The sequence below is a fragment of the Leucobacter iarius genome, from assembly GCF_039530105.1.
GTDB classification, from domain to species: Bacteria; Actinomycetota; Actinomycetes; order Actinomycetales; family Microbacteriaceae; genus Leucobacter; species Leucobacter iarius.
The window spans coordinates 456,415-468,940 of record NZ_BAAAOB010000001.1 but is presented as its reverse complement, the minus strand read 5'-3'; the positions used below and the strand labels follow the sequence as shown (position 1 = coordinate 468,940).

Genomic DNA, 12,526 nt, shown 5'->3' with positions numbered 1-12,526 from the left:
TTTCAAGCCTGTGGATAACTCGGTGGAGAAGTCGCGGAAACCTCCCGCGTGTTATCCCCAGGCTTGTGGATAACGTGTGGATGAGTGGTGGGATCTGGCTCACCGCAGGCCCAGGATCAGGAGTTTTCCGAAATCTCGCCTGTGGAATGCGGGAACCCTCATTCGAGAGTTGAATGTTGCCGCTCGCGTCCCGATTGTGGAGAGCAGATGCCCCGCCGGAGCGCCGCGATCCCGTTTCGGAGGCATCGACGCGGGCGGGTCCTCCGCTCGGGCCGGTTCGGACGAGCGGGCGCCGGGTGCCGTCCCGGTGAACGAGCGGCGAACGCGCCGCAGAATGCACTGGGGCGGCGGTTCCGAAGAACCGCCGCCCCAGTGCGTGCTCCCACCGCTCGCCGAGCGAGCGGTGGCGCGTCAGCGACTAGCGCTGAGCGATGATCTGCAGCGTGATGTCCGCGTCGACACCCTCGAAGAGGTGGATCGTCGCGCGGTACTCGCCGGTCGCCTTGATGGTCGGGAGCGTGATCTTGCGCTTGTCGATCTGGCCGATGCCGGCCTCGGCGACTGCGTCTGCCACGTTCGCGGGCTTGATCGAACCGAAGAGACGGCCCTCAGCACCGGTCTTCGCGAACAGGCGGATCTTGCCCTCCTGGAGCTTCGCCTTGAGCGCCTGAGCGTCCTCGGCGGAAGCGTGCGCGCGCGCCTCGCGGGCGGCGCGGATCTGCGCGACCTGAGCCTCGCCACCGCGGGTCCAGTTCACCGCGTAGCCCTGGGGCACGAGGTAGTTGCGCGCGTAGCCGTTCTTGACCTCGACCACGTCACCCGCGGACCCGAGACCCTGAACCTCGTTCGTGAGAATCACCTTTGCCATGATTCGCCTCCTTAGCGGCCGGAGCCGGAGTAGGGGAGGAGCGCCATCTCGCGGGCGTTCTTCACGGCCTTCGCGATGAGACGCTGCTCCTGAACCGACACACCGGTGATGCGGCGGGCGCGGATCTTGCCGCGCTCAGAAATGAACTTGCGGAGGGTAGCGACATCCTTGTAGTCGATGACGCCGACCGTCTGCTTCTTCGCGGGCGCGGCGGCCTTCGCGTTCTTGCCGCGGCCCGGCTTGCGGCCTGCGCCGCTTGACTTGCCAGCCATATTGATCTCTTTTCGTGATCCGCCCCCGAGGGGGCAAAAGTGTAGTGAGAGGGTGCTCGCCCGAGGGCGAGCGTCCGAGCCCTGTTAGAAGGGCTGCTCGTCGTCGAAGCCGGAGCCGAAGTCGCCTGCCGACCCGCCCTGACCGCCGTTGCCCGAGTTCGCCCACGGGTTGTCCCCGCTGCGCTGGGCCGGCGCCGGCGCGGCCGACTGACCCCAACCGGGCTGCCCGGCGGGCTGTCCGCCACCGAAGCCGCCGCCCTGACCGCGCGACTGACCGCGGGTCACCTGGGTCGATGCCCAGCGGAGCGTGGGGCCGACCTCTTCGACCTCGAGGTCGAGTGAGGTGCGCTGCTGCCCCTGGTTGTCGGTGTAGCTGCGCTGGGTGAGACGGCCCTGGACGATCACTCGCGTGCCCTTGGTGAGCGACGCGGCGATGTTGTCCGCGTACTCGCCGAAGGCGCGGCAGCCGAGGAACAGCGCCTCGCCGTCCGACCAGTCGCCCGACTGACGGTCGCGCACGCGCGGCGTCGAGGCGATCCGGAACGTCACCCAGGACTTACCGGCCTGGCTGACGCGCGGTTCGGGGTCGGCAACCAGGTTCCCGACGACGGTGATCAGCGGCTCGCCGGCCATGACTTATGCGCCCTGCTTCGCGGCGCGAGCGGCCTTGGCCTGGTCGCGCTTCGACTGAGCGGCACGCTGAGCGATGAGCTCGTCGGCACGGAGGACCTTGGTGCGCAGCACGGCCTCGCTGAGGCCCAGCTGACGATCCAGCTCGTTCGTGGCCTCGGGCGTAGCGGTGAAGTTCACCACGACGTAGATGCCCTCGGACTGCTTCTTGATCTCGTAGGCGAGACGGCGCTTGCCCCAGATGTCGACGTTCTCGATCTCGCCGCCCGCGTTGCGGATGACCCCGAGGAACTTGTCCATGCTGGGGGCCACGGTGCGCTCGTCGATACCGGGATCGAGGATCACCATCAGTTCGTACGGATGCATTACTGACCCACCTCCTTCGGACTTCACGGCCACAGGATTTCTGTGACAGGAGGGTGTTTGTGCATTGTGTCCGTGGGCAGCGCGGATCGCGACGCGCACAGACAACCGTCACAGCCTATCAGTTCGAACGATTTCGCGCAGGCCTCACCGCTCGGTGATCGAAAGCCCCTGGAGCGCCGGATCCCCGAAGGTCCGCGCCGCCCAGCTCGGGCAGTCGACCTGCGCCATCAGCGCGCTGTTCGCGGGGGTGAACGCACGCAGCAGGATCGTGCGCTCCCGTTCGCCGTCGGCCGTCTGGTACCGGCTCGTGAGCCGGAGCATCTCGACGCTGCCTCCGCCGTCCAGGGGAACCGAGACCGTGCTGTCCGGCTCCACCTCCGGGCTCCCGGTGGCCCCGGTCCACGGCAGCCCGATCCTCAGCGCGGCCTCGATCGTGTCGCCCGTCGCAGCGCGGTCGCTCGCCATCGACGCCTTCGGATCCCCGGCCCCCTGGTAGGTCATGAGCACGCAGCTCGTCCGCTCGTTGCGGATCCGGTTGACCCCCTGCTGGTCGAGGATCTCGGCCGTCCAGCCGTTCGCGGAGTCGATCGTCATCGACCAGAAGGGGCCCGCCGCGAAGTCGACCCGGGTGTCGAGCGAGTTCCCGGAGCCCGCGCCGCCATCGGACGGAGCGGTCTCGCTCGGCGTGGGGGAGGGAGCGGATCCCGCCGTCGACGATCGCGGCTGCGCGCCGAGCACCCCGGCGACGAGGAACACCCCGAGGGCGATCACCAGCAGGAGCACGAGCGCCCCCGCGCCGATCCCGATCCAGGCGCCGACGGGCAGCCGACGGGCGGCGGAGGGCGGCGGTCCGTAGGGGGAGGCGGGCGGCCCGACCTGCGGGACCGGCGCCTGCGGCGGCGCGTACTGCGGGGAAGCGTACTGCGGCGGCGGCGCGTAGCGGGGCGCATCCGCGGGCGCAGGGTCCACCGGCGCGCCGCTCTGCGGGTCCGGTGCCCCCGGGAACTGCTGATCGGACATGGCGGCTCCGTTCGCTGCGAATCGCTTGCGCCTCACGATACCCGGCGCTGGGGCGCACGGACGGAATACCCCGGGTCAGCCCTCGAGCGGCACGTGCGGGACCCGGCGGAAGCGCTCGACCCGCGCGATCGGCTCCCGCTGGCCGCCGACGTGCACGATGTCGTCGCCGTCGACCGTCAGCTGCGTGCCGTGGGCGCGCAGCGCGGCGACCTTGCGCTCCATCCAGTCCGAGACGTCGTGCGCCTCGACACGATCCTCGTCGCCGGTCGCGTCGGAGGCGGTGTTCGCGTCGGAGGCGGTGATCGCCCAGAACGGCAGGCCCAGCGCCTGCGCGACCGCGCGGGACAGCCGGTGCGTCAGCACGTGGTCCGGGTGGCCGTAGCCCCCGTCGTCGTCGTAGCTCACGATCGCGGAGGCGCCCGCCTGATAGGCCGCGGCGAGCAGATCGTTCAGCGCCTCGACCGCCGGCACGCTGGTCAGCGCGTCGCGGCTCGCGTCGCCCGCGGCGATCGCGCGACCGTCCGGCCCCCAGGCCATGCCCGAGTCCTCGTAGATGGTGGGGGAGAGCTCGTCGGCACGGGCCGGGGGCACCCCGAGGAAGGCGTGCCGCTGCACCCCGAGGAAGGCGAGCGCCGCCGCCAGCTCCTGCTGCCGGTGCGGGGCGAGCCCGTCGGTCCCCTCGAGCGCCGCGAACGGCCCGGGCGTCACCTCGCCGCGCTCACCGCGGGTGAGCGTGACGAGCAGGGGCTCGCGCCCCGCCTCGGCGAGCCCCGCGAGGGTGCCGCCGGTCGTGATGGTCTCGTCGTCGGGGTGCGCGTGGACGAACATGACGCGCGCCGCCCCGTCGAACCAGTCGTGCGGATCCGTGATCATGCGAGCTCCTTCGCGGCCCATTCCCTCAGGCGCTCCTCGGCGGCCTCGGGCCCGATGGGGCCCTCGTCGAGGCGCACCTCGAGCAGATATTTGTATGCGCGCCCGACGAGCGGCCCGGGCGGCACGCCGAGCACGGCCATGATCCGCTCGCCGTCGAGCTCGGGGCGCACGGCGGCGAGCTCCTCGGCCTCGGCCAGCTCGTCGATGCGGCGCTCGATGTCGTCGTAGGCGTGCTCCAGGCGCTCCGCCTTGCGCCGGTTGCGCGTGGTCACGTCGGCGCGGGTGAGGATGTGCAGGCGCTCGAGCTCCTCGCCGGCGTCGCGCACGTAGCGGCGCACCGCCGAGTCGGTCCACTGCTGGTCGCTGTAGCCGAAGAACCGCAGGTGGAGCTCCACCAGTCGGGCCACCCGCTTGACCGTGCTGTTGTCGAAGCGGAGCGCGCGCAGCCGCTTCTTGACGAGCTTCGCCCCGACGATGTCGTGGTGGTGGAAGGTCACGCCGCCGCGCTCGAAGCGGCGAGTGGCCGGCTTGCCGATGTCGTGCAGCAGCGCGGCGAGGCGCAGCACCGTGTCCGGGGCCTCGCCCGGGTGGCGCTCGCCCTCGAGCGCGATCGCCTGCTGCAGCACGGTCAGGCTGTGCTCGTAGACGTCCTTGTGGCGTCCGTGGTCGTCCTGCGTGGCGACGAGCGCGGTCAGCTCGGGCAGGAACCGCTCGGCGAGACCCGTGTCGACCAGCAGCCGGAGGCCGGGTGCCGGATCCGCGGCAGAGAGCAGCTTCACCAGTTCGTCGCGGATCCGTTCGGCCGAGATGATGTCGAGCCGCTCCGCGAACTCGACCATCGCCTCGCGCGTCTCGGACGCGACGTCGAATCCGAGCTGGGAGGCGAAGCGCGCGGCGCGCAGCATGCGCAGCGGGTCGTCGGTGAACGACGCCTCGGCGGAGCCCGGCGTGGAGATGCGCCCGGCGAGCAGATCCTCGACTCCGCCCGAGACGTCGACGAGGCGCATCTCGGGGAGCATGAGTGCGAGCGCGTTGATCGTGAAGTCCCGCCGCACGAGGTCACCCTCGATCGTGTCGCCGTAACTGACCTCGGGCTTGCGGGAGTCGTCCCGGTAGACCTCCGCGCGGTAGGTCGTGATCTCGACGGTCTCGCCGTGGACCTTCGCGGCGATCGTGCCGAAGTCCCGGCCGACGTCCCAGGTCTGCGTACCGAGGTCGTCGAGGATCCGCTGCGTCTGCTCGGGACGGGCCGAGGTCGTGAAGTCGAGGTCGGTGACCGAGCGGCCGAGCAGGGCGTCGCGCACGGGCCCACCGACGATCGCGAACTCGTGCCCCGCGGCGGCGAACGCCTCGGCGAGCTCGCGGACGGGCCGCGAGTCGGCGATCGCACGCAGGTCGGCCATGGAATCGGCAAGGGGACGCATGGCTCCAGGGTACCGAGTGCGGCTGTGCGGCCCGCGCCTCAGGCCGCTCACGAGCCCGAGACTCTACACTGGGCGCATGCCCTGCCCGCCCGCCGCGCGCCGTCGAACGCGCCCCCGATCCGGCGCGCTCGCGCGGCTCGTCCGCGCGAGCGCCGCGGTGCTCGGGGTGACGATCGCGCTGATCGGCGGCCCCGCCTCGGGCCTCCCGCTCGGCGGCCCGGCGGGCGCGTCGGCGCATGCCGACGAGACCTCCGACTCGACGAGCGATGCGACGTCGGCCGCGAAGCCGGAGCTCGTGGTCGCACCGGCGGAACCGGTCATCCGCGACGACGCCGCGTCGGTGGTGTTCCACGTGCTCGTGCGCAACGCGACGCAGCAGGATCTGCCCGCGGGCGGTCTCGAGCTCCGGATCGATCCGAAACGGATCGCCTCGGCCGGCGCACTGGCCGACGGCCTCGCACCGCCGAAGGGCAGCGGGACCGCTCAGGCGGAGGCGGTTCCCGGCTCGGTACTCGCGACCCAGCGCATCGATCCGACGAGCGCGGGCAACGAGCAGACCGTCTCGGTGACGGTGCGCCGGTCCGATCTCGCGATCCTGCTGGGGCAGGTCCCCGGCGTCTTCGCGGTGCACGCCTCGTTCACCCCCGACTCGGCCGGGACCGGTGTCTCGCCTTCGCCGTCGCCCTCCGCGTCCCCGCTGGATCCCTCGACCGCATCGGGCGGATCGCTCGCGGACCGCCTCGACGCGAGCGCTCCCGTCGTCTGGCGCGGCGTCGCGGCGAAGCACCGCACCGCGCTCACGGTGATCGTCCCGTTCCTGCTGCCCAGCGCGGTCACGGGCATGCCCACCCGCGGCCAGCTCGGCGACGCGGCCGCCCGGCTCACGCCCCTGCTCGACGCCGCCGAGCGGCACCAGTCGACCCTGGCGATCGATCCCCGGCTCATCGCCGCGATCCGCGGCCTCGGGTCCCAGGCGCCCCAGTCCGCGCGCGAGCTGCTCGCGCGCCTCGAGGCGTCGACGCTCCCGCAGTTCCTGCTCCAGTTCGCCGACGCCGACCCGGCCGCGCAGGCCGCCCTCGGATCGGATCGCCTGCTCGAACCCAACGGGCTCGGCTACTACACCGCCACCGCACCGAGCACCGGCAGCGAGGACTCCTCCGGCCAGGATCAGAGCAGCGGCGACACTGCGCCGACCGCGGACCCTGCTGCCGCCCCCACGCTCGACGAACTCGTCGCCTGGCCGAACGGCTCCGCGCGGGCCTGGCCCGCCGACGGCCAGGCGGACGCCTCGACGCTCGCGCTGCTGCAGCACAGCGGCTCAGAGTCCGTCGTACTCGACTCGTCCAACGTCTCGCTGACGGGCGGCCCCGCCGCCCGCATCGACGGGATGCAGTCGCTCGTGGCGGATGCGCAGCTGGGCGCCTCGGTGCGCGGCGGTCTCGCGGCGACCACCGAGGCCGAACGGGGCGCCGACACCGCGGAAGCCGCCGCCCGCCTCGCCCTCCTCGCAGCACCCGACGGCACCGCGGGCAGCACCGTGCTCGCGCTCGACCGCCGCACCATGGCCGACGACGATCACCCCGAAGAGGTGTTCGAGGTGCTCGACACGCTCTCCTGGGTCTCGCCGGTACGCGAGACCGCGCAGGTGACCGGCACCGCGACGTTGCGCCCCCAAAAGCCGGCGCAGGATCGCCTCGATCTGCTGAAGGACGCCATCTCCCGCGAGTCCGCTGTGACCGACCTCGCTCCGTTGCTCGTACGCCCCGAGAGCCTCGGCGAGTACCAGCGGGTCCGCCTGCTCGCGCTGCTCTCGACCTCGGGGGCCTCGCCGGAGGCGGACTTCGCGAAGACGGCCTCCGACTACCGGGCGCGCGACGCGAAGCTACTGAACGGCGTCACCGCGATCCGCAACGACCACACCCAGCTGGTGGGCGCCTCCACACGAGTTCCCGTGCTGCTGCGCAACGACCTGCCGTTCGACGCGGTCGTCACCGTCGCCGCGTCCCCGGCCTCCGCGGCCATCTCGGTCCCGACCCGATCCTTCCCGCGCGTCGAGATCCCCGCGAACAGCGGTCGCACCATGCTCATCCCGGTCGACAGCCGCATCTCGTCGGGGGAGTCCGGTCTCATCGTCGACATCTCGCCCGTCGGCGGCTCCGAGGTGACGTTCACCGGCACGCTGCCGCTCACCATCCGGAGCGTCGTCGAGACGGTCGCCCTGAGCGTGCTCGGCGGCCTCGCCGCGCTCCTGCTCGGCTTCGGCATCTGGCGCAGCATCCGCCGCCGCAGGCGGGCCGGAATATCCGAGGCCCCCGAAGAGTTTCACCCCCTGAACCCTGACCCGGAGTCGGAGAACCCGACGGATCAGGGCCGTCCACACCCCTAGGAGTGTCATGCACCAGATCATCATCATCGGCTCCGGCCCCGCCGGCTTCACCGCGGCCATCTACGCGGCGCGCGCCGGCCTCGAACCCGTGCTCATCGCGAGCTCGGTCGAACCCGGTGGCGAACTGATGAACACCACCGAGGTCGAGAACTTCCCGGGCTTCCCCGAGGGGATCCAGGGCCCCGAGCTGATGGAGAAGATGCAGGCGCAGGCCGAGCGCTTCGGCACCAAGGTCGTGTACGACGACGTCACCGCGGTCGAGCTCGCGGGCGACGTGAAGCGGATCAGCACGGGCGACGGCTCCGTGCACGAGGCGAAGTCGGTCATCTTCGCCACCGGCTCGGCCTACCGCAAGCTGGGCCTCGCCGACGAGGAGCGCCTCTCGGGCCACGGCGTCTCGTGGTGCGCCACCTGCGACGGCTTCTTCTTCCGCGAGAAGACGATCGCCGTCATCGGCGGCGGCGACTCGGCGATGGAGGAGGCGACGTTCCTCACGCGCTTCGCGTCGAAGGTCTACGTGGTGCACCGTCGCGAGGAGCTCAAGGCGTCGAAGATCATGCAGCAGCGCGCCTTCGACAACGAGAAGATCGAGTTCATCTGGAACAGCGAGGTCGCGGCGATCCAGGGCGAGACCGAGGTCACCGGCCTGACCCTGCGCAGCACCGTCGACGGCACCGAGCAGGAGCTGCCGATCGAGGGCCTGTTCATCGCCATCGGCAACGACCCCCGCGTGCACCTCGTGCACGGCCAGCTGGAGCTCACCGAGGACGGCACCATCGCCGTCGAGGGCCGCAGCTCGAAGACCGGGATCCCCGGCGTCTTCGCGGCGGGAGACGTGATCGATCCCAGCTACCGCCAGGCCATCACCGCCGCTGCGTCGGGCACGGTCGCCGCCCTCGACGCCGAGCACTACCTCGCCGCGCTCGAATCCTGAGCGCCCCGAACACTCACAGAAACAAGGAGTCAGCATGTCCCAGGCACTCGCAGTCACCGAGTCCACCTTCATCGACGAGGTCCTGAAGAGCGAGACCCCCGTGCTCGTCGACTTCTGGGCCGAGTGGTGCGGCCCGTGCCGCGCCGTCGCGCCGATCCTCGACCAGATCGCCGCGGAGCACGCGGGCAAGATCCGCATCGTCAAGGTGAACGTCGACGAGAACCCGGGCCTCGCGGCCCAGTACCGGATCACCTCCATCCCCGCGATGAAGGTGTTCAAGGCTGGCGAGGAGGTGCGCGAGATCATCGGCGCCATGCCGAAGCCGATGATCGAGGAGCACCTGAACGGCATCATCTGAGCCGTTCGTCCCCCGAACGCGTGAGGGCCCGGATCCGAGTCGGATCCGGGCCCTCACGCGTCGCTAGCGACGCATCGCCGCGACGGGCCGCTCAGCTCGCGCTGCGCTCGGCGGCCTCGGTCTCGGCGAGCGCGGTCAGCCGATCGAGCGAAGCCTGCAGGTTCTCCGCGGTGGTCGCGCGTGCGCGCTCCTGCCGCTTCGGATCCTCCAGCTCGGTCCAGTCGTACGTGTGCCGCACGAGCGTGCCGCCCTCGACGGGGGAGAGCTCCCAGCGCCACAGGTGACCCGGCTCGGCCTCCCCTTCGGGGGCCGGCTTCCACGCGATGCGGCGGCCCTCCTCGAACTCGACGATGCGGTTGAGGCGCACGGCGCCGGCCTTGGTCAGAGCCATGCGGAAAACATCGCCCACGGCGTGCACGCGCTGGCCGGGGGCGGCCTCGGAGAGGTTGTCGTTGCCGTCCCAGCGGGGCTGCTGGGACGGGTCGGCGATCAGTTCGAACAGCACCTCGGCCGGGGCCTTGGTGGAGCCGACTGCGGAGACGATGCGCTGCTCTTCAGACATGCCGTCAGTCAATCATGCCGGGCTGAGCCCGGCATTCACCGGGCTCACAGCGGGTGCGTGGCCGAGGCCTATCCGAACCCGGGGTCGTCGATCTCGGCGAGGATCCGCTTCAGGTCCTGGATCGTCGCGAAGTCGATGATGATCTGCCCCTTCTTGGCCCCCAGCTTCACCGAGACGCGGGTGTCGAGACGGTCGCCCAGGCGATCCGCGATCTCCTCCAGCTGACCCTGGCGCCCGCCCGCACGCGGCTTCGGAGCCTTGCGCTTCGGCTCCTCCGAGGCGACGGCCTCGGCGGCGCGCACCGAGAGCCCCTCGTTCACGATCTTGTCCGCGAGATGGAGCATCGCGTCCGCGTCCCCGTCGAGCGAGAGGATCGCGCGAGCGTGCCCAGCGGTCAGCACGCCGGCCGCGACCCGGGCCTGCACGGCCTCGGGCAGCTTGAGCAGGCGGATCGTGTTGGAGATCTGGGGCCGGGAGCGGCCGATGCGCTCGGCGAGCTGCTCCTGCGTGATGCCGAAGTCCGCGAGCAGCTGCTGGTAGGCCGACGCCTCTTCGAGCGGGTTGAGCTGGGCGCGGTGCAGGTTCTCGAGCAGCGCATCGCGCAGCATGTGCTCGTCGGCGGTGGTGCGCACGATCGCGGGGATGCTGTCGAGCCCCGCACGCTTCGAGGCGCGGAGCCGGCGCTCGCCCATGATGAGCTCGTACTTCGGTCCCTCGGCGGGAGCCGGCTCGATCGCGCGGACGACGATCGGCTGGAAGACGCCGAATTCGCGCACGCTGTGCGTGAGCTCATCGAGCGCCTGCTCGTCGAATTCGGTGCGCGGCTGCACGTGGTTGGGGACGATGTCCTCGACGGCGAGGCGCGTGAGCGTCGCGCCGGGCACGGCCTGCAGCTCGGGCTCCGGCTCAGCGGGGGTGCTCGCGGCCTTCGCCTGTGCGCGCGTGCGCGGCTTGGCCGCCGTCGTGCCCGCGGCTTCGGTGCCTGCGGCCGGAGCTTCGGAATCGGAGCCGGAGCCGTCCCAGGCCTCGTCGAGCTCGGTGTCGTTCGCCGGCGCCTCGGTCACGGTGCGGGCGGGGAAGAACACGTCGACGGGACGATCGCCCTCGGTCGTCGACTGGGGGATCAGGGCTCCGATCCCGCGTCCGAGACCGCTGCGCTTCTTCGTAGCCATCAGGCTCCTTCGTTGCTGGTGTTGACGGCGGGGGCCCCGCGCTCGGCCATCTCGGCCGCGGCCTCGAGGTAGGCGAGCGCTCCGATGGAGGCCGGGTCGTAGGCGAGCACGGTCTGGCCGTAGCTGGGCGCCTCCGAGATGCGCACCGAGCGCGGCACCGCGACGCGCAGGGTCTGGGTGGGGAAGTGCTCGCGCACCTCGGCCGCGACCTCGTGCGCGAGGTTGGTGCGGGCATCGAACATCGTGAGCAGGATCGTCGAGACGTTCAAGGTCGGGTTGAGGTGCTTCTGGATCAGCTGGATGTTGCCGAGCAGCTGGCTCAGACCCTCCAGCGCGTAGTACTCGCACTGGATCGGGATCAGCACCTCCTGCGCCGCGACGAACGCGTTGACCGTGAGGAGGCCGAGCGAGGGCGGGCAATCGATGAAGACGTAGTGGAACTCGCGCTCGGAGCGCTCGAGGAACGAGACGACGGCGCTGCGGAGCCGCTGCTCGCGTGCGACGAGCGAGACGAGTTCGATCTCGGCGCCGGCGAGGTTGATGGTCGACGGCACGCAGAACAGGTTCTCGTTGTCGGTGGTCGGCTGGATCGCCTCTTCGATCTCGCTGTCGCCGAGCAGCACCTCGTAGACGCTGGTGATCTCGGACTGGTGCGGAACCCCGAGCGCGGTGGACGCGTTGCCCTGGGGATCGAGGTCGATGACCAGCACGTTGGCCCCGCGGCGCGCGAGCGCCGAAGCGAGGTTGACGGTCGTGGTGGTCTTGCCCACCCCGCCCTTCTGGTTGGAGACGGTGATGATGCGCGGCTCAGTGGGCAACGGAGATTTGGTCCTCTCGAGTTTGCGTCGACGCCTGATCTTGTCCACCAGGTGGTCGCCCACCGGGGTGTTGTTCGTTGCAGTCATGGCATCCTCGTGCGTCATCGAATCATCGGCGGAGGAGCCGGCCCGCTCACTCCGCCCGCGAGCCACGTTCTACTGTAGCCCGGAAGACCCGGGTCGTTTCGGCGAGCAGGCCCGTGCCGAGCTCCTCGACCAAGGCACCGGTCACGCGGTGCTTGCGCAGCACCTTCTCGGCGGCCCGGATCTCGGCCTCGACCGAGGTGCCCTTGAGGAACAGCATCTCGCCGCCGTCGCGCAGCAGGGGAGCGGTGATCGGCACGAGGGTGCGCAGCGCCGTGACCGCGCGGGCCGTGACCTGGTCGACCTCGAACGCGTCGTGGTACTCCTCGGCACGGCCGCGCCGGACCTCGACGTTCTCGAGCCCGAGGTGTTCGATCTGCTCGGACAGCCACGCGCAGCGGCGCTCCATGGGTTCGATCAGCAGGAACCGCGCGTCGGGCCGGACGATCGCGAGCACGAGCCCGGGCATCCCGCCGCCGGTGCCGATATCGGCCACGCGCGCACCGGAGGTGATGAGCGGCGCCAGGATCGCGCTGTTGAGCACGTGCCGGGTCCAGAGCCTCGGGGGTTCGAGGGGCCCGATGAGTCCGAGCGGCTCACCGCGCTCCGCGAGATCCGCGGTGAAAGCGCGCAGCACATCGATCCGGTCGCCCGCGATCTGCGCGGCCGATGCCGGTTCCGGCTCGACGGGAGCGGCCGGCTCGGCCTCGACGGACTCGGGGGCGTCGACCGGATCGATCGGGGTGCCGCGTTTCACGT

14 protein-coding genes are annotated in these 12,526 nt (G+C 71.0%); 3 read left to right on the top strand and 11 right to left on the bottom strand.

Going from position 1 to position 12,526, the window contains the following annotated elements:
• Positions 1 to 418 precede the first annotated feature (418 nt).
• The 7 genes from rplI to ABD169_RS01980 all read right to left on the bottom strand — a co-directional run bounded on the left by rplI (position 419) and on the right by ABD169_RS01980 (position 5,453).
• Complete coding sequence (gene rplI / locus ABD169_RS02010) at positions 419 to 868, bottom strand: 50S ribosomal protein L9 (RefSeq protein ID WP_344028643.1); 450 nt, start codon at positions 866 to 868, stop codon at positions 419 to 421.
• Positions 869 to 879: 11 nt separating this feature from the next.
• A complete protein-coding gene (gene rpsR, locus ABD169_RS02005; RefSeq protein WP_046454977.1) occupies positions 880 to 1,140 on the bottom strand; it encodes a 30S ribosomal protein S18 in 261 nt (86 codons plus the stop codon).
• A gap of 84 nt (positions 1,141 to 1,224) precedes the next feature.
• A complete protein-coding gene (gene ssb, locus ABD169_RS02000; protein ID WP_344028640.1) occupies positions 1,225 to 1,773 on the bottom strand; it encodes a single-stranded DNA-binding protein in 549 nt (182 codons plus the stop codon).
• A 3-nt stretch (positions 1,774 to 1,776) separates the two neighbouring features.
• Positions 1,777 to 2,136 carry a 30S ribosomal protein S6 gene (rpsF, locus tag ABD169_RS01995; RefSeq protein WP_046454975.1) on the bottom strand — a complete coding sequence of 120 codons (360 nt, stop codon included), beginning with the start codon at positions 2,134 to 2,136 and terminating at the stop codon, positions 1,777 to 1,779.
• A gap of 144 nt (positions 2,137 to 2,280) precedes the next feature.
• Complete coding sequence (locus ABD169_RS01990; protein WP_344028636.1) at positions 2,281 to 3,156, bottom strand: hypothetical protein; 876 nt, start codon at positions 3,154 to 3,156, stop codon at positions 2,281 to 2,283.
• Positions 3,157 to 3,231: 75 nt separating this feature from the next.
• A complete protein-coding gene (locus tag ABD169_RS01985) occupies positions 3,232 to 4,029 on the bottom strand; it encodes a PIG-L family deacetylase (RefSeq protein WP_344028633.1) in 798 nt (265 codons plus the stop codon).
• Complete coding sequence (locus tag ABD169_RS01980) at positions 4,026 to 5,453, bottom strand: CCA tRNA nucleotidyltransferase (protein WP_344028631.1); 1,428 nt, start codon at positions 5,451 to 5,453, stop codon at positions 4,026 to 4,028. Before ABD169_RS01980 ends, ABD169_RS01985 begins: the two co-directional genes overlap by 4 nt.
• A gap of 76 nt (positions 5,454 to 5,529) precedes the next feature.
• Here ABD169_RS01980 and ABD169_RS01975 point away from each other — a divergent pair, with 76 nt between their 5' ends.
• The 3 genes from ABD169_RS01975 to trxA are packed head-to-tail and all read left to right on the top strand — an operon-like array spanning position 5,530 to position 9,131.
• Positions 5,530 to 7,839 (top strand): DUF6049 family protein, encoded by a 2,310-nt coding sequence (locus ABD169_RS01975; RefSeq protein WP_344028628.1) that lies wholly within the window; start codon positions 5,530 to 5,532, stop codon positions 7,837 to 7,839.
• A gap of 7 nt (positions 7,840 to 7,846) precedes the next feature.
• Positions 7,847 to 8,773: a thioredoxin-disulfide reductase gene (gene trxB, locus ABD169_RS01970; protein ID WP_046454969.1), complete on the top strand. Its 927-nt coding sequence runs from the start codon at positions 7,847 to 7,849 to the stop codon at positions 8,771 to 8,773.
• Between the two features lie 34 nt (positions 8,774 to 8,807).
• Complete coding sequence (gene trxA / locus ABD169_RS01965; protein ID WP_344028625.1) at positions 8,808 to 9,131, top strand: thioredoxin; 324 nt, start codon at positions 8,808 to 8,810, stop codon at positions 9,129 to 9,131.
• A 91-nt stretch (positions 9,132 to 9,222) separates the two neighbouring features.
• On the opposite strand, the gene ABD169_RS01960 is transcribed toward trxA, so the two are convergent.
• From ABD169_RS01960 to rsmG, 4 genes are all read right to left on the bottom strand, one after another.
• Entirely contained in the window at positions 9,223 to 9,693 is a 471-nt protein-coding gene (locus ABD169_RS01960) for an SRPBCC family protein (protein WP_344028622.1), read from the bottom strand.
• A gap of 68 nt (positions 9,694 to 9,761) precedes the next feature.
• Positions 9,762 to 10,865: a ParB/RepB/Spo0J family partition protein gene (locus ABD169_RS01955; RefSeq protein ID WP_344028618.1), complete on the bottom strand. Its 1,104-nt coding sequence runs from the start codon at positions 10,863 to 10,865 to the stop codon at positions 9,762 to 9,764.
• Positions 10,865 to 11,770: a ParA family protein gene (locus ABD169_RS01950; RefSeq protein WP_046455001.1), complete on the bottom strand. Its 906-nt coding sequence runs from the start codon at positions 11,768 to 11,770 to the stop codon at positions 10,865 to 10,867. Before ABD169_RS01950 ends, ABD169_RS01955 begins: the two co-directional genes overlap by 1 nt.
• Before the next feature lie 46 nt (positions 11,771 to 11,816).
• On the bottom strand, positions 11,817 to 12,506 hold the full coding sequence (gene rsmG, locus ABD169_RS01945) for a 16S rRNA (guanine(527)-N(7))-methyltransferase RsmG (RefSeq protein WP_344031610.1): 690 nt from the start codon (positions 12,504 to 12,506) through the stop codon (positions 11,817 to 11,819).
• Between the last annotated feature and the right edge of the window lie 20 nt (positions 12,507 to 12,526).

Bases quoted from the DNA above. Each gene is read 5' to 3' on its own strand.
- ABD169_RS01960 (WP_344028622.1), bottom strand. From the start codon at position 9,693: ATGTCTGAAGAGCAGCGCATCGTCTCCGCAGTCGGCTCCACCAAGGCC.
- ABD169_RS01985 (WP_344028633.1), bottom strand. From the start codon at position 4,029: ATGATCACGGATCCGCACGACTGGTTCGACGGGGCGGCGCGCGTCATG.
- rpsF (WP_046454975.1), bottom strand. From the start codon at position 2,136: ATGCATCCGTACGAACTGATGGTGATCCTCGATCCCGGTATCGACGAG.
- ABD169_RS01955 (WP_344028618.1), bottom strand. From the start codon at position 10,865: ATGGCTACGAAGAAGCGCAGCGGTCTCGGACGCGGGATCGGAGCCCTG.
- ABD169_RS01990 (WP_344028636.1), bottom strand. From the start codon at position 3,156: ATGTCCGATCAGCAGTTCCCGGGGGCACCGGACCCGCAGAGCGGCGCG.
- ABD169_RS01980 (WP_344028631.1), bottom strand. From the start codon at position 5,453: ATGCGTCCCCTTGCCGATTCCATGGCCGACCTGCGTGCGATCGCCGAC.
- trxA (WP_344028625.1), top strand. From the start codon at position 8,808: ATGTCCCAGGCACTCGCAGTCACCGAGTCCACCTTCATCGACGAGGTC.
- ABD169_RS01975 (WP_344028628.1), top strand. From the start codon at position 5,530: ATGCCCTGCCCGCCCGCCGCGCGCCGTCGAACGCGCCCCCGATCCGGC.
- rplI (WP_344028643.1), bottom strand. From the start codon at position 868: ATGGCAAAGGTGATTCTCACGAACGAGGTTCAGGGTCTCGGGTCCGCG.
- ABD169_RS01950 (WP_046455001.1), bottom strand. From the start codon at position 11,770: ATGACTGCAACGAACAACACCCCGGTGGGCGACCACCTGGTGGACAAG.
- rpsR (WP_046454977.1), bottom strand. From the start codon at position 1,140: ATGGCTGGCAAGTCAAGCGGCGCAGGCCGCAAGCCGGGCCGCGGCAAG.
- ssb (WP_344028640.1), bottom strand. From the start codon at position 1,773: ATGGCCGGCGAGCCGCTGATCACCGTCGTCGGGAACCTGGTTGCCGAC.
- trxB (WP_046454969.1), top strand. From the start codon at position 7,847: ATGCACCAGATCATCATCATCGGCTCCGGCCCCGCCGGCTTCACCGCG.